Origin of the sequence: Sanguibacter sp. Z1732, from assembly GCF_051020515.1 — a bacterium.
In the GTDB taxonomy this organism is placed as follows: domain Bacteria; phylum Actinomycetota; class Actinomycetes; order Actinomycetales; family Beutenbergiaceae; genus CALKWS01.
In genome coordinates this window covers 3,975,308-3,997,755 of sequence record NZ_CP194857.1, presented here as the reverse complement: position 1 = coordinate 3,997,755, position 22,448 = coordinate 3,975,308, and the positions used below count along the sequence as shown (strand labels likewise).

General features: G+C 70.1%; 18 protein-coding genes and 4 pseudogenes. 12 read left to right on the top strand and 10 right to left on the bottom strand.

What is annotated here, in order from left to right:
* The first annotated feature begins 71 nt into the window (after positions 1-71).
* The 6 genes and pseudogenes from rpsO (at position 72) to dapB (ending at position 5,506) form a co-directional block, all read left to right on the top strand.
* A complete protein-coding gene (gene rpsO, locus ACRRRO_RS20760; protein WP_424797243.1) occupies positions 72-341 on the top strand; it encodes a 30S ribosomal protein S15 in 270 nt (89 codons plus the stop codon).
* A gap of 197 nt (positions 342-538) precedes the next feature.
* A complete protein-coding gene (locus tag ACRRRO_RS20755) occupies positions 539-2,776 on the top strand; it encodes a polyribonucleotide nucleotidyltransferase (RefSeq protein WP_424797242.1) in 2,238 nt (745 codons plus the stop codon).
* A gap of 7 nt (positions 2,777-2,783) precedes the next feature.
* A complete protein-coding gene (locus ACRRRO_RS20750) occupies positions 2,784-4,160 on the top strand; it encodes a M16 family metallopeptidase (RefSeq protein ID WP_424797241.1) in 1,377 nt (458 codons plus the stop codon).
* Positions 4,157-4,297 (top strand): hypothetical protein, encoded by a 141-nt coding sequence (locus ACRRRO_RS20745; RefSeq protein ID WP_434080784.1) that lies wholly within the window; start codon positions 4,157-4,159, stop codon positions 4,295-4,297. Before ACRRRO_RS20750 ends, ACRRRO_RS20745 begins: the two co-directional genes overlap by 4 nt.
* A gap of 34 nt (positions 4,298-4,331) precedes the next feature.
* Complete coding sequence (locus ACRRRO_RS20740; RefSeq protein ID WP_434080783.1) at positions 4,332-4,688, top strand: GNAT family N-acetyltransferase; 357 nt, start codon at positions 4,332-4,334, stop codon at positions 4,686-4,688.
* Between the two features lie 63 nt (positions 4,689-4,751).
* Positions 4,752-5,506: pseudogene (gene dapB / locus ACRRRO_RS20735) on the top strand (4-hydroxy-tetrahydrodipicolinate reductase).
* A 24-nt stretch (positions 5,507-5,530) separates the two neighbouring features.
* Here the strand turns inward: dapB and ACRRRO_RS20730 are convergent.
* The 8 genes and pseudogenes from ACRRRO_RS20730 to ACRRRO_RS20695 form a co-directional block, all read right to left on the bottom strand.
* Positions 5,531-6,382, bottom strand: coding sequence for an HpcH/HpaI aldolase/citrate lyase family protein (locus ACRRRO_RS20730; protein WP_424797238.1), 852 nt, complete (start codon positions 6,380-6,382; stop codon positions 5,531-5,533).
* Complete coding sequence (locus ACRRRO_RS20725; protein WP_424797237.1) at positions 6,379-6,894, bottom strand: MaoC family dehydratase; 516 nt, start codon at positions 6,892-6,894, stop codon at positions 6,379-6,381. Before ACRRRO_RS20725 ends, ACRRRO_RS20730 begins: the two co-directional genes overlap by 4 nt.
* Positions 6,887-7,768, bottom strand: a complete 882-nt coding sequence (locus ACRRRO_RS20720) for a biotin/lipoyl-containing protein (protein WP_434080782.1) — start codon at positions 7,766-7,768, stop codon at positions 6,887-6,889. Before ACRRRO_RS20720 ends, ACRRRO_RS20725 begins: the two co-directional genes overlap by 8 nt.
* Positions 7,753-8,865, bottom strand: a complete 1,113-nt coding sequence (locus ACRRRO_RS20715; protein ID WP_434080781.1) for a biotin carboxylase N-terminal domain-containing protein — start codon at positions 8,863-8,865, stop codon at positions 7,753-7,755. Before ACRRRO_RS20715 ends, ACRRRO_RS20720 begins: the two co-directional genes overlap by 16 nt.
* Before the next feature lie 8 nt (positions 8,866-8,873).
* Positions 8,874-10,414 (bottom strand): annotated as a pseudogene (locus ACRRRO_RS20710) (carboxyl transferase domain-containing protein).
* 59 nt (positions 10,415-10,473) lie between these two features.
* On the bottom strand, positions 10,474-11,844 hold the full coding sequence (locus ACRRRO_RS20705) for a dihydrolipoamide acetyltransferase family protein (RefSeq protein WP_424797235.1): 1,371 nt from the start codon (positions 11,842-11,844) through the stop codon (positions 10,474-10,476).
* Positions 11,841-12,844: pseudogene (locus ACRRRO_RS20700) on the bottom strand (alpha-ketoacid dehydrogenase subunit beta). The gene ACRRRO_RS20705 and the pseudogene ACRRRO_RS20700 overlap by 4 nt, the downstream one beginning before the upstream one ends.
* Positions 12,841-13,962, bottom strand: a complete 1,122-nt coding sequence (locus ACRRRO_RS20695; protein WP_424797234.1) for a thiamine pyrophosphate-dependent dehydrogenase E1 component subunit alpha — start codon at positions 13,960-13,962, stop codon at positions 12,841-12,843. The pseudogene ACRRRO_RS20700 and the gene ACRRRO_RS20695 overlap by 4 nt, the downstream one beginning before the upstream one ends.
* 163 nt (positions 13,963-14,125) lie before the next feature.
* On the opposite strand from ACRRRO_RS20695, the gene ACRRRO_RS20690 reads away from it, so the two are divergent.
* Positions 14,126-14,596, top strand: a complete 471-nt coding sequence (locus tag ACRRRO_RS20690) for an Lrp/AsnC family transcriptional regulator (protein ID WP_424797233.1) — start codon at positions 14,126-14,128, stop codon at positions 14,594-14,596.
* Between the two features lie 33 nt (positions 14,597-14,629).
* Here the strand turns inward: ACRRRO_RS20690 and ACRRRO_RS20685 are convergent, their stop codons facing one another.
* Positions 14,630-15,172 carry an N-acetyltransferase family protein gene (locus ACRRRO_RS20685; protein ID WP_424797232.1) on the bottom strand — a complete coding sequence of 181 codons (543 nt, stop codon included), beginning with the start codon at positions 15,170-15,172 and terminating at the stop codon, positions 14,630-14,632.
* A 97-nt stretch (positions 15,173-15,269) separates the two neighbouring features.
* On the opposite strand from ACRRRO_RS20685, the gene dapA reads away from it, so the two are divergent.
* Complete coding sequence (gene dapA, locus ACRRRO_RS20680) at positions 15,270-16,193, top strand: 4-hydroxy-tetrahydrodipicolinate synthase (RefSeq protein ID WP_424797231.1); 924 nt, start codon at positions 15,270-15,272, stop codon at positions 16,191-16,193.
* Positions 16,190-17,879 (top strand): annotated as a pseudogene (locus ACRRRO_RS20675) (ribonuclease J). Before dapA ends, ACRRRO_RS20675 begins: the two are co-directional and overlap by 4 nt.
* A 10-nt stretch (positions 17,880-17,889) precedes the next feature.
* On the opposite strand, the gene ACRRRO_RS20670 reads toward ACRRRO_RS20675, so the two are convergent.
* Entirely contained in the window at positions 17,890-18,465 is a 576-nt protein-coding gene (locus ACRRRO_RS20670) for a TetR-like C-terminal domain-containing protein (RefSeq protein WP_424797230.1), read from the bottom strand.
* A 90-nt stretch (positions 18,466-18,555) separates the two neighbouring features.
* Between ACRRRO_RS20670 and ACRRRO_RS20665 the strand changes: the two genes are divergently transcribed.
* From ACRRRO_RS20665 to pgsA, 3 genes are all read left to right on the top strand, one after another.
* Positions 18,556-18,969 carry a hypothetical protein gene (locus ACRRRO_RS20665; RefSeq protein ID WP_434080780.1) on the top strand — a complete coding sequence of 138 codons (414 nt, stop codon included), beginning with the start codon at positions 18,556-18,558 and terminating at the stop codon, positions 18,967-18,969.
* Between the two features lie 284 nt (positions 18,970-19,253).
* The gene (locus tag ACRRRO_RS20660; protein WP_424797228.1) at positions 19,254-21,815 is read left to right on the top strand and encodes a DNA translocase FtsK 4TM domain-containing protein; all 2,562 of its coding nucleotides are present in this window, start codon (positions 19,254-19,256) and stop codon (positions 21,813-21,815) included.
* A 28-nt stretch (positions 21,816-21,843) separates the two neighbouring features.
* Positions 21,844-22,446 carry a CDP-diacylglycerol--glycerol-3-phosphate 3-phosphatidyltransferase gene (gene pgsA / locus ACRRRO_RS20655; RefSeq protein ID WP_424791337.1) on the top strand — a complete coding sequence of 201 codons (603 nt, stop codon included), beginning with the start codon at positions 21,844-21,846 and terminating at the stop codon, positions 22,444-22,446.
* Positions 22,447-22,448 lie beyond the last annotated feature (2 nt).

Genomic DNA, 22,448 nt, shown 5'->3' with positions numbered 1-22,448 from the left:
CGCGGTTGTCCCATGCCCGGGTGAACCTGCCCCGGAGCTCCGCGCAACAACCCTGACAGAAGGAGATCCCTGTGGCCCTCGAGCCGGAAGTGAAGAAGCAAATCATTGCCGACTACGCCACGCACGAAGGCGACACCGGATCCCCGGAGGTCCAGGTCGCCCTGCTCAGCAAGCGTATCTCGGACCTGACCGAGCACTCCAAGGAGCACAAGCACGACCACCACTCCCGTCGTGGTCTGCTGCTGCTGGTCGGTCAGCGCCGCCGGCTCCTGGGCTACCTGCGCGAGAACGACATCGAGCGTTATCGCGCCCTGATCGAGCGGCTCGGTCTGCGTCGATAGCAACACCGCCGGTCCGGACCACACCAGGTCCGGACCGGTTGCCGTGTCACGGGCGCCGTAGAGGCGCAACAACTCAATACATCAGTCAAACCCCACCGGGCCCCAGATGGTCCTCGGTAGTGGCCTCCGGAGCGGCGCTCCGTGGGCCTCGATCGATGGCCGCCGGGAGCCCGGCGAACACCGAAGGAGGGCACCCCATGGAGGGACCCGAAATCCAATTCGAGCAAGCCGTCATCGATAACGGCTCGTTCGGCACCCGCACCATCCGGTTCGAGACCGGACGTCTGGCCAAGCAGGCCGGTGGCGCCATCACCGCCTACCTGGATGAGGACACCATGGTGCTGTCCACCACCACGGCCGGGCGCCACCCCAAGGACCACTTCGACTTCTTCCCCCTGACGGTGGACGTCGAGGAGCGCCAGTACGCCGCCGGGAAGATCCCCGGTTCTTTCTTCCGCCGGGAGGGCCGCCCCTCCACCGAGGCGATTCTTGCCTGCCGACTGATCGACCGGCCGCTGCGCCCGCTGTTCGTCAAGGGCCTGCGCAACGAGGTCCAGGTGGTCGAGACGGTCCTGGCCATCCACCCCGACGACACCTACGACGTGCTGGCGATCAACGCCGCCTCGCTGTCCACCCAGATCTCCGGTCTGCCGTTCTCCGGTCCGGTCGGCGCCGTGCGGATCGCGCTGATCGACGGTCAGTGGGTGGCCTTCCCGCGCTACTCCGAACTGGAGCGCGCGGTGTTCTCCATGGTTGTGGCCGGGCGGATCGTCACCGGAGCCGATGGCAACACGGACGTGGCCATCGCCATGATCGAGGCCGAGGCCACCGACAACGCCTGGACCCTGATCTCCGAGTCCGGTGCCACCGCTCCGACCGAGCAGGTCGTGACCGAGGGGCTGGAGGCGGCCAAGCCGTTCATCCGCCGGCTCGCCCAGGCCCAGCTCGACCTGGCCGGCCGGACGGCGAAGGAGACCCAGGAGTACCCGCTCTTCCCCGACTACGCCGACGACGCGTTCCAGGCCGTGCAGGCCCGGGCCGCCGGCCAGCTCGAGGAGGCACTGTCCATCGCGGGCAAGGCCGAGCGTGAGGACCGCATGGATGCCGTGCGGGATGAGACCGCGGCGGCCCTGCAGGGTGACTTCGAGGGCCGCGAGAAGGAACTGTCCGCGGCCTTCCGGGAGTTGACCAAACTGACGATCCGCCGCCGGATCCTGACCGACTCCTTCCGTATCGACGGACGTGGGCTGCAGGACATCCGCACCCTGTCCGCCGAGGTCGAGGTCCTGCCCCGGGTGCACGGCTCGGCGCTGTTCGAGCGCGGCGAGACCCAGATCCTGGGCGTGACCACGTTGAACATGCTCAAGATGGAGCAGCAACTGGACACCCTGTCTCCGCAGACCCGCAAGCGGTACATGCACAACTACAACTTCCCGCCCTACTCCACCGGTGAGACCGGCCGGGTGGGCAGCCCCAAGCGCCGGGAGGTCGGCCACGGTGCGCTCGCCGAGCGGGCCATCCTGCCGGTGCTGCCGGCACGGGAGGAGTTCCCCTACGCCATCCGGCAGGTCTCGGAGGCGCTGAGCTCCAACGGGTCGACCTCGATGGGGTCGGTGTGCGCCTCCACGCTGTCGCTGCTGAACGCCGGCGTGCCGCTGCGCGCCCCGGTGGCCGGTATCGCCATGGGGCTCGTCTCCGACACCGTGGACGGTGAGACCAAGTACGCCGCGCTGACCGACATCCTCGGCGCCGAGGACGCCTTCGGCGACATGGACTTCAAGGTCGCCGGCACCAAGGAGTTCATCACCGCCATCCAGATGGACACCAAGCTCGACGGCATTCCCGCCTCGGTGCTCTCCGGCGCCCTGAGCCAGGCCCGTGAGGCCCGGTTGCACATCCTGGACGTCATGGCCGAGGCCATCGACACACCGGACGAGATGGCAGCGACCGCTCCGCGGATCATCACCGTGACCGTGCCGGTGGACAAGATCGGTGAGGTCATCGGCCCCAAGGGCAAGATGATCAACCAGATCCAGGACGACACCGGCGCCGACATCTCCATCGAGGACGACGGCACCGTGTTCATCGGTGCGGTGGACGGCCCCTCCGCCGAAGCCGCACGGCAGGCGATCAACGCCATCGCGAACCCGCAGATGCCCGAGGTGGGCGAGCGGTTCATCGGCACGGTCGTCAAGATCACGTCCTTCGGTGCGTTCGTGTCCCTGACCCCCGGCAAGGACGGACTGCTGCACATCTCCCAGGTGCGACGCCTGGTGGGTGGCAAGCGGATCGACTCCGTGGAGGACGTCCTCGGCGTGGGCCAGAAGATCCAGGTCGAACTGGCCGAGATCGACCCGCGCGGGAAGCTCTCCCTGCACGCGGTGGTCGAGGACGAGGATGGCCAGGCCGACGAGGCGACGTCGGAGCAGGACTGAACCGAGCGTGGCTGATCTGGTCCTCGGCCCGGGCGGAACGCCCGGGACCGAGATCTCCCTGCAGGCCGAGTCCGGCGCCCTGGTGCGCCGCTCGGTCCTGCCGGGCGGAATCCGGGTCCTGACCGAGGCGGTCCCGGGGCAGCGTTCGGCGGCCCTGGGCGCCTGGGTCGCGGTGGGGTCGCGGGATGAGGAGACCGGACACCACGGGTCCACCCACTTCCTCGAGCACCTGTTGTTCAAGGGCACCCCGCGGCGCAGTGCGCTGGACATCGCGGCCGCCTTCGATGCCGTGGGCGGGGAGGCCAATGCCGCCACCGGCAAGGAGCACACCTGCTACTTCGCCCGGGTGCTGGATGCGGATCTGCCGATGGCCACCGACGTCATCCTGGACATGGTCACCTGCGCCGGGTTGTCGGAGACCGAGTTCGAGAACGAGCGGGGTGTGATCCTCGAAGAACTGGCGATGAACGAGGACGACCCACTCGATGTGGCGCACGAGACGTTCGCCGCCGCCGTCTTCGGTGCCCATCCGCTGGGACGGCCGATCGGGGGCACCCCGGAGACGATCCGGCAGCTCCCGCACCAGGCGGTGCTGGACCACTACGAGCGCACCTACATCCCGTCCGAACTGGTGATCACCGCGGCAGGTTCGGTGGATCACGAGCAGATCTGCGCCCAGGTGCTGAGTGCGGTGCAGGCCGGCGGCTGGCCCATCGACGCCGGGGCGGCACCGGCATCGCGCCGTTTCGCCGGGCAGACCGGTGAGGTCCCCACCGCCGGAACGGCCACCACGGTGCGGCGCAGCACCGAGCAGGCCAACGTCATCCTGGGCGGGGTGGGATTGCGAGCCGGTGATAACCGCCGGTTCACGCTCTCGGTGCTGAACGCGGTGCTGGGTGGCTCGATGAGTTCGCGGCTGTTCCAGGAGATCCGGGAGAAGCGCGGCTTGGCCTACTCCACGTACTCCTTCGCCACCGGTTACACCGAGACCGGTGCGTTCGGCCTGTACGCCGGATGCACCCCGGCCAAGGTCGCCGAGGTCAGCGCGCTGCTCGAGTCGGAGTGGGCCGTGCTCGCCACCGACGGAATCTCCCAGGAGGAACTGGACCGTGGGATCGGGCAGATCTGCGGTTCGATGGTGCTCGGCCTGGAGGACTCCGGGTCCCGGATGGCCCGCCTGGGCCGGGCGGAGATCAGCCTGGGGGAGTTGCACCTGATCGAGGACACCCTGGCGAAGGTCCGCGCGGTCACCGCAGAGCAGGTGCGCGAGCTGGCCACCGAGTTGTACGCACGACCGCGCCACCTGGTGGTCGTGGGTCCCTTCGCCGAGGACGTCGCCGGCCCCGCACTGGCCCGGGCCGCCGCCTCCCGACCGGCACGATGACCGGGGTCGCTCCCGAGGAGTTGGTCCTGCGACCTCCCGGGCCCCGGGACGAGGCGCAGGTGCGCCGCGCCGCGAGCGAGGTGGACTCCGAGCGCTTCACGTTCCTCTCCGGGGCGGACGGACCGCCCGTGGGATGAGATCCTGCGAGCCCTCGACTCCGAGCGCAGGGGCGTGAACCTGGCACCGGGACGGGTGCGGGCGGACTATCTGCTCGCCGTCGTCGGCCCCGACGTCGTCGGGCGCACCTCGATCCGGTACGAACTGAACGACTTCCTGCTGCAGGTCGGCGGCCACGTCGGCTACGCCGTGCGCCCGGCGTTTCGCCGCCGCGGCTACGCCACCAGGATCCTGGAACTGTCCCTGGCGGAGCTGCGACGGGCGGGCGTGCAGCGGGCACTGGTCACCTGTGACGACGACAACGCGGCATCGGCCGCGATCATCACCCGGCGCGGGGGCGTCCTGGAGGACATGCGCCGGGAGAGCCCCGGCGTGGTGCCGAAGCGGCGGTACTGGATCGACCTGGGCTGAGTGTCGATCCCACGACCTGGCACGGCGGACGACGGCGGTGCGCGCCGCACTACGATGGTCACCATGGGCGAGGCAATCAGGGTGGCAGTGATCGGCGCGGCCGGGCGGATGGGCGCGACCGTGTGCGAGGCGGTCGAGGGCGCCGAGGGGTTGGACCTGGTACACCGCCTGGACGCCGGCGATGATCTCGGCCAGGTGGCACCGGAGTCCACCGATGTGGCCGTGGACTTCACCGTCCCGGACGTCACCGAGCAGAACGTGCACACCCTGATCGATCAGGGCGTGCACGTGGTGGTGGGCACCACCGGCTGGACCGAGGAGTCACTGGGCCGGGTGCGCGAGCACCTCAGTGAGCGACCTGGAGCCGGGGTGCTGATCGCCCCGAACTTCGCACTGTCAGCGGTCCTGGCGATGCGCTTCGCCGCCCGGGCCGCCCGGTACTTCGAATCGGCCGAGGTGATCGAGCTGCACCACCCCGACAAGGCTGATGCCCCCTCCGGCACCGCGGTGCATACCGCACGTGGCATCGCTGCTGCCCGCGCCGAGGCCGGCCGGGACCGGGCACCCGATGCCACCAGCTCAAGCCTGGACGGCGCGCACGTGGCGCCGTCGTGGACGGCGTGCACGTGCACGCCGTCCGGTTGCGGGGACTGGTGGCCCACGAGGAGATCCTGTTCGGCAATCCCGGCGAGCAGTTGAGCATCCGGACCGATTCTTATCACCGGTCCTCCTTCATGCCCGGGGTGCTGCTGGCGGTGCGCCAGGTGGCCGACCATCCGGGCCTGACCGTGGGACTGGACGCCTACCTCGACCTTTAGGGCAGGTAGCCCGCCGCCGGGGACTCACGAACGCTCACCCCGCGAGGCGAGCAGCCGGGCATGGCGCAGGATGGGTTCGTCGACCATGGCGCCCTCGAACCGGAAGACGCCGGTGCCGGCTTCCTCGGCGGCGGTCAGGAGGCGGTGCGCCCAGTCGAGTTCCTCGGCGGTGGGGGCGTAGGCAGAGCGGATGGCGCCCACCTGATCCGGGTGGATGCAGGCGGTGGCCGTGAAGCCGCTGGCAGCGGCATCGAGAGCGTCGGCGTACTGCGCGTCAGCATCGGCAATGTCGGTGTGAATCGCGTCGATCGCGCCGCGTCCGTGCGCCCGGGCCGCCAACAGCACGGTGGACCGGGCGTGCCGGGCCACGTCCCGGTAAGTGCCGGCCCGATGGCGTGAGGAGGTCCCACCGAGGGAGGCGATGAGGTCCTCCGCACCCCACATCAGCGCCACCACGCCGGTCTGAGCGGCCAGTTCCGGCGCCGCCAGGACCCCGCGGGCGGTCTCGCACAGGGCCACCACCGAGACAGCCGGAAGCGCAGCGACCACGGCCGCGACGTCGTCGGGGCTCTCGGCCTTGGGCAGCATCACGTAGCGCACCTCGGTCCCGGCCAGGGCACCCACGTCCGCCGCGAAGTCCTCGGTGCCGCAGGCGTTGATGCGCACCACGGTTCGCCTGACGTCGAAGTCGGCGGCCGCGACGGCGGCACGGGCCGCCGGTTTGGCCTCGGGGGCCACCGCGTCCTCCAGGTCGAGGATCACCGCATCGGCCCGCTGCGCGGCCTTGGCGAAGCGCTCGGGGCGGTCGCCGGGGCAGAACAGCAGGGCCGGTCCCAGCGCGAAGGGCTCGACGGCGCCGGGTGCCGCGGTGCTCACGGCTCCTCCTGGTACATCAACGCGTTGCGCACCGCCCGGGCCACGACATCGCCGTGTTGGTTGCGCCCGGTGTGGATGAAGGTCACGATCGCCTGACCCGGGCGGGATCTCGAGGCTCGGATCGCGCTCACCTCGGTCTCCGAGTACAGGGTGTCGCCGTGGAACAACGGGTGCGGGAAGGTCACCTCGGTGAAGCCGAGGTTGGCCACCAAGGTGCCCTGGGTGAGGTGGGAGACCGAGGCGCCGACGATCGTGGCCAGGGTGAACATCGAGTTCATCAGCCGCTGGCCGAATTCGGTACCCTCGCTGAATGCGGCGTCCAGGTGCAACGCCTGGGGGTTCATCGTCATCGTGGAGAACAACGTGTTGTCCGCCTCGGTCACGGTCCGCCCCGGGCGATGGGCGTAGACCGCCCCGATCTGCATCTCATCGGCGTACAAGCCGCGCTGGACGAACCGCCGTCCGCCCTGATCGTTCGAGCCGTCGCCCTCGGGCGGGTCGCCGTCAGTCATCGTCGCCTTCTTCCTGCGCCTGAACCTGTGCCAGTTGCTGCCCGCGGGTCACCGTCTGCCCGCGTCGCACATGAAGGTGCACCACGCCGTCCGTGGGGGCCCGCAGCACGTGCTCCATCTTCATCGCTTCCACCGCCAGCACCGGGGTACCGGCCTGCACCGGCGCGCCGTCCTGCACCAGGACCGCCACCACGGTGCCGGGCATCGGGGACTCCAGCGTGGGTACCGCCTCGGTGCTCCCGCTGCGGCGGGTGGGGGTGTGCATCTCGAACGCGCGGTCCCCGCCCGGTGTACTGATCCACACCACCCGGTCCCGGACGTGCCAGAGCAGCGGCCGCTGCCGGCCGTCCACCCGCACGGCTGCCTCGCGCAGACCGAGATCGAGTTCCGCCCCGTTCACCCGGGCGCGCGCATCGCGGGGCGTTCCGGTCAGGGCAACCCGCACGGGCTCGCTGGTGGAACCCGCAGAGGCGGCGAAGCGCACCACGAACGGCGCCTGCCCACCCAGTCGCCACCCCGACGGTGTGTGCCACAGATCCGGCTCACCCCGGGCGGTCGCTTCCTGGTGCAGGTGCTGCCACCGCACCAGCGCCGCCACCGCGTAATCGCTCGGGGTCGCCTCGGTCCGAGTGAGGTCGCCCAGGTGCCGTTCGATGAGCCCGGTGTCCATGTCACCGGCCACCACGTCCTCGTGCTCCAGCAGCGACCGCAGGAACGCGGTGTTGGTGACCACCCCGAGCACATGGGTGGCGCTGAGCGCCCGATCCAGGCGGGCCAGTGCATCCGGCCGGCTCGGGCCATGGGCGATCACCTTGGCCAGCATCGGGTCGTAGTCGCTGCCCACGTGCATACCGGCGGTCAGGGCGTGGTCCACCCGCACCCCGTTGCCCCGGGCAGGGAAACCTGCAGTACGTGCCCCCCGGTCGGTAGGAACCCGGAGTCGGGATCCTCGGCGTAGATGCGGGCCTCGATGGCGTGCCCGTGGAGCACCAGGTCCTCCTGGGTGATGCCCACCGGCGCCCCGGCGGCGATGCGCACCTGTTCGGCGACCAGGTCGATTCCGGTGATGGCCTCGGTCACCGGGTGCTCCACCTGCAGCCGGGTGTTCATCTCCATGAAGAACGCCTCGTCGGGATCGGCCCCGGACACGATGAACTCCACCGTACCGGCGCCGACGTAGTCCACCGCGCGTGCGGTCTCGATCGCGGCCTGCCCCAGGTGCTCGCGCTGCGCCGGGGTGAGCAGCGGACTGGGCGCCTCCTCGACCACCTTCTGGTGGCGCCGCTGCAGCGAGCACTCCCGTTCACCCAGGTGCACCACGTTCCCGTGGGCATCGGCGAGCACCTGCACCTCGATGTGGCGCGGGGTGGTGATGAACCGTTCCAGGAACAGGGAGTCGTCACCGAAGGCCCCACCGGCCTCCCGGCGGGCGGTGGCCAGTGCGCCCGGGAGGTCCGCAGGATCGTCCACCCGGTGCATGCCCTTGCCGCCACCACCGGCAGCCGGCTTGATCAGCAGCGGGAACCCCACCTGCTGGGCGCCGGCGACCAGTGCCGCATCATCCAGGCCCGGCTCGGCCAGACCCGGCACGGTGGCCACCCCGCGGGCCGCCACGGCGGCGCGGGCGGCGATCTTGTTGCCCATCGTCTCGATCGCCGCCGCACCCGGCCCGATGAACACCAGCCCGGCCCGGGCGCAGGCGCGGGCGAAGCCGGCGTTCTCGGCCAGGAACCCGTACCCGGGGTGTATCGCCTGCGCACCGGCCCCACTGGCGGCCGCAACGAGCGCATCGGCGTCGAGGTAACTGGGCACCGGCACCGCCCGGGTGGCCGCCCGCACGTGCGGGGCGTCGTCGTCGGCCTCGGTGTAGACCGCCACCGACGTGATTCCCGTCTGGGTGAGGGTGCGCATGATCCGTACCGCGATCTCGCCGCGGTTGGCCACCAGCACCGCATCGAACAGCCTTGTCATCGTCCCGGTCACATCCGGAAGATGCCGAACCGGGGCGGCGGCAGCGGAGTCCGGCTGATCACGTCCAGGGCCAGGCCCAGCACGGTGCGGGTCTGGTCCGGTTCGATCACCCCGTCGTCCCAGAGTCGGGCGGTGGCGTAGTACGGATTGCCCTGCGCCTCGTACTGCTGCGTGATCGGAGCGGTGAACCGGGACTCCTCCGCAGCACTCCAGGTGCCGCCCGCACCCTCGATCTGGTCGCGTTTGACCGTGGCCAGGACCGCTGCGGCCTGCGCCCCGCCCATCACCGAGACGCGGGCGTTCGGCCACAACCAGAGGAACCGCGGATCATAGGCCCGCCCGCACATCGAGTACGTCCCGGCCCCGAACGATCCGCCGATCACCACGGTCAACTTCGGCACCCTCGTCGTGGCGACCGCGTGACCATCTTGGCCCCGTCCTTGGCGATCCCGCCGCGTTCATACTCCGCGCCCACCATGAACCCGGCGATGTTCTGCAGGAACAGCAGCGGCATGCCGCGCTGGTCGCACAACTGGATGAAGTGGGCACCTTTGAGAGCGGACTCGCTGAACAGGATGCCGTTGTTGGCCACGATGCCCACCTGGTGGCCGTGGATCCGGGCGAACCCGGTCACCAACGTCGCGCCGTAGGTGGGCTTGAACTCGGCGAACGCACTGCCGTCCACCAGCCGGGCGATCACCTCGCGCACGTCATAGGCAGTGGTCAGGTCCGTCGGCACCACCGAACTGACCGAATCGGCCGGCACCACCGGATCCCGCACCGGTTCGACCGGCCGGACGGCCTCGGCAACCGGGAGCGTGGCCACGATGTCACGGACGATGTCCAGGGCGTGCTCGTCGTCGTCGGCCAGGTGGTCGGCCACCCCGGAGACCGAGGTGTGCATCTGCCCGCCGCCGAGCTCCTCGGCGCTGACCTCCTCCCCGGTGGCGGCCTTCACCAGCGGCGGACCCCCGAGGAAGATGGTGCCCTGCTCGCGGACGATCACGGTCTGGTCGCTCATCGCGGGCACGTAGGCCCCGCCGGCGGTGGAGGAGCCCAGCACCGCCGAGATCTGGGCGATCCCGGCCGCGCTCATCCGCGCCTGGTTGTAGAAGATGCGCCCGAAGTGCTCACGGTCGGGGAAGACCTCGTCCTGCATCGGCAGGAAGGCACCACCGGAGTCCACCAGGTACACGCACGGCAACTGGTTCTGCTCCGCGACGGCCTGGGCCCGCAGGTGCTTCTTGACCGTCATCGGGAAGTACGTGCCGCCCTTGACGGTGGCGTCGTTGGCCACGATCATCACGTGCCGCCCGGCCACCACGGCGATCCCGGTGACGATCCCGGCCGCCGGAGCCTCGTCGTCGTACATCCCGTGCGCGGCCAGCGGACTCAGTTCCAGGAACGGGGTGCCGGGATCGATGAGGTGGTCGATCCGCTCCCTCGGGAGCAGTTTCCCCCGATCGACGTGCCGTTGCCGGGCGCGCTCCGACCCACCCATAGCGGTGCGGGCGGTCACCTCGCGCAATTCGGTGACCAGTTGCTCCATCGCCCGCGCCCGGTCCGCGGCGACCTCGGGCGCCACCGCCGTGCTCAGTACCTCCACGCTCACCCCATCAGTGCGATCGCCGGATCCGACAATACCGCCGTGATGTCGGACAGGAAGGCCGAAGCCTCCGCGCCGTCGAGCACGCGGTGGTCGAAGGATACGGTGATCGTGACCACCTGGCGCAGTGCCACCTGTCCCTGGTGCTCCCAAGGGCGGGTGCGGATCGCGCCGACCGCCACGATCGCACTCTCCCCGGGGTTGAGGATCGGTACCCCGGAGTCGACGTCGAACACGCCCACATTGGTCACGGTCAGGGTCGAGGACGTGAGTTCGGCCAGCTCGGCCGACCCATCCCGCGCCCGGCTCGCCTGGGTGGCGATCTGCTCGGTCAGGGCCCGGGCGTCCAGGTCCTGGGCACCCTCCACGCCGGTCACCACCAGACCGCGGTCCGTGGACACCGCGATCCCGAGGTTGACGTGGCCGAACACCTCGATCCGGCCCGCGTCGGCATCGAAGTGGGAGTTCGCACTCGGTGTGGCGCGCACCGCCCGCAGGACCGCCCGGCACACCAGGGACAGGAACGACGGCGCCCGCTCGCCCCGGGCCTGTTCGCGCACCCGGCGGAGCAGGTCCAGGGTGGCGGTGACGTCGATCGTGGACTGCACGCTGGCGTGCGGTGCGGTGAAGGCCGAGTCCGTCATCGCCTGCGCGGTGTGCTTGCGCAGCCCGCTGACCGGGATGAACGTGGAGCCGGATGTCGCCGGGCCGGTGGGGGCGTCAGCCCGCCCGCCCGGTTCCGGGCCCTGGCCGGCGGCGCGCTGCACATCGGCGCGCAGCACGAGCCCGTCGGGTCCGGACCCGGTGACGGCGCGCAGGTCCACCCCGAGCCGGCGGGCCAGGGCGCGGACCGGGGGCATCGCCGGCGGGGTCGGCCCGGCCGGCTCCTCGCCGTCGTCGTCTCCGCCCCGGTACGGCGTGGTCTCGAACGTGCGACGGCGGCGCGTCGGGCGCGCATCACCGGCCACCTTGGGCCCGTACCCCACCAGGACCGACTGGCGCTCGATTGCGGGAGTCTGCTCAGCCGGCCCGCTGTCCGCCGCCCCGGCCGGTACTGCCCCGGCATCTTCTGCGTCGGCCTCGCCGTCCTCGGCCACCGGCGCGTCCGCGCCCGGGGGTGCCTCGTCGTCGGCACCGTTCACGTCGAACTCGACCAGCGGGGCCCCCACCGCCACGGTCTGCCCCGGTTCGGCGTGCAGGGTGGCGATCCGGCCGGCATAAGGGCTCGGTAACTCCACCACCGCCTTGGCGGTCTCCACCTCGGCGAGGATCTGGTTCAGTTCCACCTCGTCACCCTCGGCGACCAGCCAGGTGACGATCTCGGACTCGGTCAGACCTTCGCCCAGATCGGGCAGCCGGAAGGTGGACCTCATGCCGGCACCTCCTGACCGCTGCGGGAGTGTCTGCGCCCGAGGGTGCGGTCCACCGCGTCCAGGATGCGGTCGATCCCGGGCAGGAAGACCTCCTCCAGGGCCGCCGGCGGATACGGGGTGTCGTACCCGGTGACCCGCTCGGGGCGCGCCTCCAGGTGCTCGAAGCAGTCCTCCACGGCACAGGTGATCACCTCCGAGGCGACCGAGAAACTGCCCGCGGCCTCATGGGCCACCACCAGGCGGCCGGTGCGCCGCACGCTCGCCGCCACCGTGGTGCGGTCGATCGGGGAGATGGCGCGCAGGTCGATCACCTCCAGGCTGATGCCCTCGTCGCTCGCGGCGATCGCGGCGTCCAGGGCGGTGGCCACCATCGGACCGTAGGCCACCACGGTGGCGTCCCGCCCGGGCAGCACCACCTGGGCGGTCTCCAGGTCCGCCTCGGCTCCGGGGTCCACCTCCGCCTTGGTCCAGTACCGGGCCTTGGGCTCGAGGAACAGCACCGGATCGTCCGAGGCTATTGCCGCACGCAGGGTCTGGTAGGCCTCCTGCGGGCTGGCGGCGGTCACCACGCGCAGGCCCGCCGTATGCGCGAAGTAGGCCTCGGGGGACTCGGAGTGATGTTCCACGGCGCCGATGCCGCCGCCGTAGGGGATCCTGATCGTCAGGGGCATCCGGACCGTGCCGCGGGTGCGGTAGTGCAACTTGGCCACCTGCGCCACGATCTGGTCGAAGGCGGGGTAGACGAACCCGTCGAACTGGATCTCACACACCGGCCGCAGCCCTGCGTAGGCCATCCCCACCGCGGTCCCGATGATGCCGGACTCGGCCAGCGGGGAGTCGATCACCCGTTGCCGGCCGAAGTCGCGCTGCAGGCCGTCGGTTACCCGGAACACCCCGCCGAGGGCGCCGATGTCCTCACCGATCAGCACCACCGAGTCATCGCCTCGAGCCGCTCACGCAGGGCCGCGTTCAGGGCGCCCGCCATCGTCATCGTGGTCATGAGCCCTCCGGTGCCAGCGAGGCCTCGAGGAGTTCGGCCTCGCGGCGCTGGCGGCGCAACGGGGCGTGCTCGCTGGCATAGACCTGCTCGAACAGGGTGTGCGCGGGCGGCGGGGTCATCGTGGTGATGGCCGCGCGCAGATCCTTGGCCACCGCGTCGGAGCGGATCCGGGCTTCGGCGCGGATGGACTCGATCGGGGCGCCGGTGCCCTCCAGGTGCGACTCCAGCCGGGCGATCGGGCAGCGCGCGGCCCAGTGCTCCAACTCCGCCTTGTCGCGGTAGCGGGTCGGGTCGTCGCTGGTGGTGTGCGGGCCCATCCGGTAGGTGACCGCCTCGATGAAGGTGGGACCGCCCCCGCTGCGGGCCCGGTCGGCGGCGATCCGGGTTGCGGCCCGCACCGCCAGCACGTCGTTGCCGTCCACCCGCAAGGAGGGGATGCCGAACCCGGTGGGCCGCAGAGCCAGAGGAACCCGGCTCTGCACCGCGACCGGCTCGGAGATGGCGTACTGGTTGTTCTGGCAGAAGAACACCACGGGGGCGTTGAACGCCGAGGCGAAGACCAGACCCTCGTTCAGGTCTCCCTGACTGGTGGCGCCGTCACCGAAGCAGGCGATGGCGATCTCGCTGCCGCCGGCGCCGGTGATCGCCATCGCGTATCCGGCGGCGTGCAGGGCCTGGGCGCCGATGATGATCTGCGGGGTGGTCATGTGGCGTTGCTGGGGGTCCCACCCGGAGAAGGTGGTGCCGCGCCAGACGCTGAGCATCTCCGCCGGCTCCACGCCGCGGCACCAGGCCAGCGCCTGCTCGCGGTAGGAGGAGAAGATGAAGTCGTCGTCGTTGATGGCCCGGGCCAGCCCGATCTGGGCGCCCTCCTGGCCCAGCAGCGGGGGCCACAGACCCAGTTCACCCTGACGCTGCAGCGCCACCGCCTCGGTGTCGATCCGGCGCACGATGGACATGTCGATGAACAGGTCGGTCAGGACCGTCTCATCGATATCGCCCAGGTGGGGGTCGAGCAGTTCATTCGCCGTGCGGGTGCCATCGGGTGCGAGCACCTGCAACGGTTCCTTCAAACCCTCCACGAGGGAGGAATCCGGTGGAGACATCGTTGTCGACATGGTGAGAACCTCCATGATCCCGGGCGCCTTGTGGGCACCCCAATGCGGCCAGGTCCAGCCTTGGTTCGACGGTACTCCTGCAGGGCAATAGGTGCAATCTGTAGCGGATCAATTGAGCATAATGTTAAATATGTAGCGCAGCCACGCGCTATGATTGGTCATTATGATCAGTGTTGATGACACCGACCGACGGATCCTGCTCGCGATGACCGCCAACCCCCGCGCCACCATCGTGGCGATCGCGGCGGAACTGGGCCTGAGCCGCAACACCGTGCAGGCGCGGGTGCAGGCCCTGGAGGCCAGCGCCGCGCTGCAGGGCTTCGACCGCCGGCTGCACGCGGCGTCCCTGGGTTATCCGCTCACGGTGTTCATGGCCACCGAAGTGGATCAGCCCCGGCTGGAGTACGTGGTGGAGCAGTTGCGAGATATTCCGGAGGTGGTCCAGGCGCACGGCCTGTCCGGGCGGGGAGACATCCTGGTGCGGTGCGTGTGCACCGACGCCGAGGACCTGTACCGGGTGAACAAACTGGTGCTGGCCTGCGACGGGGTGATCCGCACCGAGACGTGGCTGGCGATGGGTGAGTTGATCCCGTTCCGGCTCGCCCCCGTGCTGGAGCGCGACCTGCAGGACTGAGTGCGGGCAGGCGGCCCGTGTGCCCCGGTGGTCTCAGCCGTGCAGGTCGGCCGCCCAGGCATGCTCGCTCACCTGAGCCTGGCCCACCTGCAGCACCCGGCGCACCCCGATGGGGCCGAAGCCGGCGTCGGTGAGGAACGCCTCACGCACCTCATCGCCCTCGACCAGCCAGATCCGGGTCTTGGCGGCGCCGGTGCCCTTGAGGACGTCGGTGCAGGCCGCCAGCAGGCGGGAGCCGTGCCCCTGCCGCAGGTGATCGGTGTCCACGGCCAGTTCCACCACCTCACCGGTCGGGTCGCCGTCGATCCCTGGGGCCAGGGCCGCGAACCCCACCACGAGCGGTCCGGCGGTGGCCGTCAGCACCCGGTGCTTGGGCGAGGGCGGGTCGGTGATGGCGCTGCGCCATGCGGCGGCGAAGTCGGTGGCATCGAGCCCGGCCAGGACCTGTTCGGACAGATGGTCACGGTGCCGGGCCCGCCAGGAGTCGAGTTGGATGCGGCCGAGATGGTCGGCGTCCTCGGCGATTGCCGGCCGTACCGAGACGTCGGCGGTCGGACCGTGGGAGTGGGCAGTCATCACCGGACAGGCTACCTCCTCGCCGACCGGCTCAGTGGGTACGCGCCAACGCCGGTCAATTCACCTGAGCGCGACCCCGGCGCGGTACCGTCTAGGCATGGCTGAGAACATCCGCAGGGTGCCACCGCGCACGTTCGGTTCGGTGTCGGTGGCGATGGTCACCCCGATGCATCCCGATGGCAGCATCGACGTGCCGAGCGCCCGCGTCCTGGCGCGCCATCTGGTGACCTCCGGGTGCGACGCCCTGGTGGTCAACGGCACCACCGGAGAGTCGCCCACCACCCACCAGCCGGAGAAGGATGACCTGGTGGCCGCCGTCGTCGACGAGGTCGGGTCGGAGGTCATGGTCATCGCCGGCGCCGGATCCAACGACACCGCGCACGCCACCCGGATCGCCAAGGCGGCAGAGCGCAACGGCGCCCACGGCCTGCTGGTGGTCTCGCCCTACTACAACCGCCCCTCCCAGGAGGGTGTCTACCGGCACATCTGCACGATCGTGGACTCGGTCAACCTGCCCGCGATGCTGTACGACATCCCCGGCCGCACCGGAGTGGCGATCGGGGACGAGATCCTGGACCGGTTCGCCGAGCACCCCCGCATCCGCGCCGTGAAGGACGCCACCGGTGATGTCCCGGCGGGCTTCGACCGGATGCGCCGCACCGGTTTAGAGTACTACTCCGGCGACGACGCGCTGAACCTGGCCTGGCTGACCCATGGGGCCTCCGGCGTGGTCTCGGTGGTCGGTCACGTCGTCGCCGGTCAGTACGCCCGGATGGTGAAAGCGATCGACGACGGTGACCTGTTCACCGCCCGGGACCTCTCGGCGGACCTGGCCCCGGTGTGTGATGCGATCATGGGCACCGGGCAGGGCGCGGTGATGTCCAAGGCCGCACTGTACCTGCAGGGGCGCCTACCCAGCCTCGCGGTGCGCTCGCCCCTGGTCGCCGCCAACGAGGCAGAACTTGCTGATCTACGTACCGCCCTGCGCCTGCACGGGCTGGAAGAAGAGGACCGCTCATGAGTCATCCCCATCCCGATCTGGACCTGCCCGGGCCGCTGCCGAAGGGGGGCCTGCGGATCGTTCCGCTCGGCGGGCTGGGCGAGGTCGGCCGGCCGGAACATGGCAGTGCTGGAGTACGACGGCCGGCTGCTGATCATCGACTGCGGTGTGCTCTTCCCCGAGGACCACCAGCCCGGGGTGGACCTGATCCTGCCCGACTTCGACTACATCGCCGATCGGCTGGATGATGTCGAGGCGATCGTACTGACGCACGGCCACGAGGATCACATCGGGGCGGTGCCCTACTTGTTGCGGATGCGTCAGGACATCCCGCTGGTCGGGTCGAAACTGACGTTGGCGTTCCTGGAGGCCAAACTCACCGAGCACCGGATCAAGCCGGTCACCCGTGAAGTCGCCGAGGACCAGCACTTCCAGGCCGGAGTGTTCGACTGTGAGTTCGTCGCGGTGAACCACTCGATCCCCGACGCCCTGGCCGTAGCCGTGCACACCCCGGCCGGCACCGTCCTGCACACCGGTGACTTCAAGATGGACCAGTTGCCGCTGGACGGCCGCATCACCGACCTGCGTGCCTTCGCCCGGCTGGGGGAGCGGGGCGTGGACCTGTTCATGACCGACTCCACCAACGCCGAGGTGCCCGGGTTCACCGTCTCCGAGCGGGAGATCGGCCCGGTGCTCGACGGCGTCTTCGCGACCGCGGAGGGCCGGCTGGTGGTGGCGTCCTTCGCCTCGCACGTGCACCGCGTGCAGCAGGTGCTCGACGCCGCCCACGCCCACGGCCGCAGGGTCGCCCTGGTGGGCCGGTCGATGGTGCGGAACATGAAGATCGCTGAGAACCTGGGCTACCTCGAGGTACCATCCGGGGTGCTCATCGATCAGAAGAAGGTCGATAGCCTGCCCGATGACCAGGTGGTGCTGATGAGCACCGGCTCGCAGGGGGAGCCGATGGCGGTGCTGTCCCGGATCGCCAACCAGGACCACCGCGTCTCGGTGGGCCCGGGGGACACCGTGGTGCTGGCCTCCTCGATGATCCCGGGCAACGAGACCGCGGTGTTCCGGGTGATCAACGGCCTGATCCGGCTCGGCGCGAAGGTGGTGCACCAGGCCAATGCCCGGGTGCACGTCTCCGGTCACGCCTCGGCCGGGGAGTTGCTGTACTGCTACAACATCGTCCGGCCCAAGAACGTGATGCCGGTGCACGGCGAGATCCGCCACCTGGTGGCCAACGGGGCGCTCGCGGTGGCCACCGGGGTGGACCCCCAGCGGGTGGTCCTGGCCGAGGACGGGGTGGTGGTGGACCTGGTCGACGGCAAGGCCAGCATCGCCGGGGCGGTGCCGTGCGGGTACGTCTACGTGGACGGCTCCTCGGTGGGAGAGATCACCGACGCCGAGCTCAAGGACCGGCGCATCCTCGCCGAGGAGGGGTTCATCAGCATCTTCGCCGCGATCGACTCCTCCACCGGCAAGGTGGTGGCCGGGCCGCACCTGCAGGCCCGCGGCCTCGCCGAAGGGGATGAGCGGCTATCGGAGATCGTCCCGGAGATCACCGACGCCCTCACCGAGGCCGCTGCCAGCGGCAAGGTGGACACCCATCAACTCCAGCAGATCATCCGGCGGGTGGTGGGCCGGTGGGCCTCGCGCCGGTTGCGCCGTCGTCCGATGCTGATCCCGGTGGTCGTGGAAGCCTGATCGTGCCGCACTACCCGCGCAGCAGCGCCGGACCCACGGCGCGCAGGGTGGCGATGTAGCGGTCGGCCCGCTGCGCCGTCGTGCCCGGGAGCAGGCCGCCCAGTTCCAGGTCCACCAGGCCGTGCACGACCGACCACAACCGGTAGGTGTGCTCGGTGACGTCGGGCTCCGGACCGCCGACGAGCCGGCGGACCGCCTGACGCAGGGCATCGAAGGTGGCGTGCTCCTCGGGCTCGCTGGGCTTGGCCGTGCTCGTCGATCCGAACAGCACCCGGTAGAAGTGCGGGTCGTCCAGGGCGCTGTCGCGGTAGGCCACGCCGAGGGCGAGCAGGTCCGCACCTGGATCATGGGTGCGTTCCACCGCATCCAGGTGCGCGGCGAACCGGGCCAGTCCCTCGGCCGTGACCGCCTCGATGAGGTGATCGCGGCTACCGAACAACGCGTACACCGCCGCGGTGGTGGTCCCGGCCCCGGCGGCGACGGCGCGCAGGCTCAGCCCCTGGGTACCGCGATGGCTGATCGCTTCGGAACTGACGTCGAGGAGCCGACGGCGAAGGTCGTCGTCGTAACGGCGCGGGCGGGGCATGAGGGGAGTCTAAAGAGCTTGACGACCAGTTCCTAACAGCGTTAGATAACAGTGTTAGAGAATGGATGTCCAGCCCCTGAGAGGTGCCCCATGCTCGAATTGACCGAAGCCGCCACCCGCACCGCCGGGATCGCGGTGCTGGCGGCCACCACCGTCACCACCGGCGGCTACCTCCTGCTGCGCATCAATGCCGGCAAGGCCCCGGTCACCGACTTCCAGCGCCGGTCCTTCCGGGCCGGGCACGGCCACGCCGGGGTCTTCATCACCCTGGGACTGGTGTGCCTGGTTCTCACCGATGCCTCCGGCCTGAGCGGGGGCTGCTGGGCCTGGCTGGCCCGTGCCGGGGTGCTGGTCGCGGCGATCCTGATGCCGGCGGGCTTCTTCTTCTCCGCGATGGGTCCGGACCGGCGCACGCCGAACCGGTGGAGTGTGCTGATCTACGCCGGTGCCTCCTTCCTGATCGCGGGTCTGCTGACGCTCGGCGTCGGTCTGATCGCCGTCTGAGCGCCGTCCCGCCGCGCCGGTCCCGGGGGATGGGCCCCTGGAGTGCGTGTCACACCGCAGGATTCTGCCGTTCCTCTGGTTCAGTGGACAGCGACGGGCGCGTATAAGCGATGCCCGAGGGCAGGAGGACAGCAGGCACCATGGCGACCCGGACGACTTCCCCCGGACGGTCAGCCCCACCAGGACGTAGGAAGAAGACAGCGACGGCCTCGCGTACCACCGCGACGAGGGACACCGCGTCCAAGGGTGAGGGTTCGGAACCCACGCGTTCCCTGCCGGTGCGGATGCTGCGTGGGATCTGGATGGGCACCGCCCACGTCGTCGGCGGTGCCGCCCGCTCGATCGGATCCAGCGCCAAGGGGCTGGATCCGGCTCATCGGCGTGACGGCCTGGCGTTCCTGCTGCTGGGCCTGGCGGTCATCATCGCGGTGCGGGTGTGGTTCGGCCTCTCCGGCGCGGCCGGGGACGTCATCCACGCCGCGGTCGCCGGCTCGGTGGGGGTGCTGGCCGCCGTCATCCCGCTGATCCTGCTGTTCATGGCGGTCCGGCTGATGCGCCATCCCGAACGCGGGGAGGTGAACGGCCGGATCACCGTGGGCCTGGGTGCCCTGACCATGGCGGTCAGCGGTCTGATCCACGTGGCGCGCGGACTACCGAGCCCCCCGGATTGGCCACAGATGTTCAGCGCCGGCGGACTGCTCGGCTACGTGGCGGCCTACCCGCTGTCGCTCGCCCTGAGCACCTACGTGAGCATTCCGCTGCTGGTACTGCTGGCGGTCTTCGGCCTGCTCGTGGTGACCGCCACCCCGGTGGCGGCCGTTCCGCGCCGGTTCGTGCAAGCCTGGCAGTGGCTCACCGGTGCGGATGTCACCGAGGATGAGGGCTCCCCGCACGGCGCGGACGGCGCCGGACCGGATGCACCCGCAGGCGGCGCCGACCGCCGTCGTGGCCGCAGGAAGGGCGGTGGATCGGCGCCCGACCCCGGCGCCTTCGCGGGCGATGAGGCATTCAGCCATCCCCATGACACCGATGAGGCCCGTGCTGGTGCCGCGTCCGTCTCCGGGGCCGGTGCTCCGGCCGGGAAGAAGAAGCCGGCCAAGGCCGCCGCGGCGAAGACGACCGCGTCGGCGGCCACCGAGGCCGGGGGCACCGAGGTCATCGAACCGCCTCCCACCCGGCCGCTACCACCGCGCGCTGAGCAGTTGATGCTCACGCCGGACCTGACCTACACCCTGCCCACCGACGACATGCTCGCCCGGGGCGCCCCGCACAAGACCCGCTCGGAGGCCAACGACCGGGTGGTGCAGGCGTTGACCGCGGTGCTCACCGACTTCGACGTGGACGCCGAGGTCACCGGGTTCACCCGCGGGCCCACGGTGACCCGGTACGAGGTGGAGCTGGGTTCGGGTGTGAAGGTGGAACGCGTCACCGCGCTGAGCAAGAACATCGCCTACGCGGTGGCCAGCGCCGATGTGCGCATCCTGTCCCCGATCCCGGGCAAGAAGGCCATCGGGATCGAGATCCCGAACACCGACCGCGAGACGGTCTCCCTCGGGGACGTGCTGCGCTCCGGACCGGCCCGCCGCAACGAGCACCCGATGGTGATGGGGGTGGGCAAGGACGTCGAGGGCGGCTACGTGGTGGCCAACCTGGCCAAGATGCCGCACATCCTGGTCGCCGGTGCCACCGGTGCGGGTAAGTCCTCCTTCGTGAACTCGATGATCACCTCGATCCTGATGCGCGCCACGCCCGAGGAGGTGCGCATGGTGCTGGTGGACCCCAAGCGGGTGGAGTTGACCATCTACGAGGGCATCCCGCACCTGATCACCCCGATCATCACCAACCCGAAGAAGGCTGCCGAGGCGCTGGACTGGGTGGTGCGGGAGATGGACACCCGCTACGACGACCTGGCCACCTTCGGCTACAAGCACATCGATGACTTCAACGCCGGAGTGCGCTCGGGCAAGGTCACCCCCCTGCCGGGCAGTGAGCGAAAACTCGCCCCGTACCCGTATCTGCTGGTGATCGTCGATGAGTTGGCCGACCTGATGATGGTGGCCCCGCGCGATGTTGAGGCCTCCATCCAGCGCATCACCCAACTGGCCCGGGCAGCCGGGATCCACCTGGTGCTGGCCACCCAGCGACCCAGTGTCGATGTGGTCACCGGACTCATCAAGGCCAACGTGCCCTCCCGGCTGGCGTTCGCCACCTCCTCGGTGACCGACTCCCGGGTGGTGCTGGACCAGCCTGGCGCGGAGAAACTGATCGGCCAGGGTGACGCCCTGTTCCTGCCGATGGGCGCTTCCAAGCCGATGCGGGTGCAGGGGGCCTGGGTCAGTGAGTCCGAGGTCCACGGCGTGGTCGATCACGTCAAGGGCCAGCTCAAGCCGACCTACCGCGAGGACGTGACGGTCGCGGCGGCCAAGAAGCAGATCGATGAGGACATCGGCGATGATCTCGACCTGCTGCTGCAGGCCGCCGAACTGGTGGTCTCCACCCAGTTCGGCTCCACCTCGATGCTGCAGCGCAAGCTCCGGGTGGGCTTCGCCAAGGCCGGCCGGTTGATGGACCTGTTGGAGTCCCGCGAGATCGTGGGGCCGTCGGAGGGTTCCAAGGCACGCGATGTGCTCGTGGATCCCGATGACCTGCCCTCCACCCTGGCGATGCTGCGCGGAGACGGGCCCGGCCCCGGGTCCGACGGTGATGTCCCATTCGACGCCGAGCCGCACCAGACGTCCCATGAGGACACGGGCGTGCCGGCCGCAGAGTACGCGCAGACCACCGACTACGACGACGAGGCCTCCGACGCCGACTCCACCGATGCCTGGGAACTCACCGGCCGCTGAGCCTGTGAATCTCCCTTACCCTGGGCGGGTGACGAGTGAACCGGTCAATCCTCATGCCGGCCAGGTCTGGAACCTGCCGAACATGCTCACGATGCTCCGCATCGTCATGGTCCCCTTCTTCATGGTGCTGCTGTGGCAGGACACCACCTGGTCGCGGGTCGGTGCGCTGGCGGTGTTCCTGCTCGCCGCGCTGACGGACAAGCTGGACGGCTCGATCGCGCGGGCGCGCAACTTGGTGACCAACTTCGGGAAGATCGCCGACCCGTTCGCGGACAAGATGCTCGTCGGTGGTGCGATCATCATGCTCTCGATGCTCGGTGACCTGCCCTGGTGGGCCACGATCACGATCATCGTCCGGGAGGCAGCGATCACCATCCTGCGATTCATCATGGTGCGCCGGTGGGTGATGGCAGCCTCCAAGGGCGGCAAGCTCAAGACGGTCATGCAGGTGATCTTCATCGCCCTGATGATCCTGCCCGCGGTCGGCCTCCTCGGCGCCACCCTCGGCGGTTGGATCGAGACCGCTGCGTTCGTCGTGATGCTGGCCGCGGTGCTGGTGACCGTGGTCACCGGGCTGGACTACGTCATCCGAGCCATCAAGGTGGCCCGGAGCGGTGCCACCGCGCAGTAGCG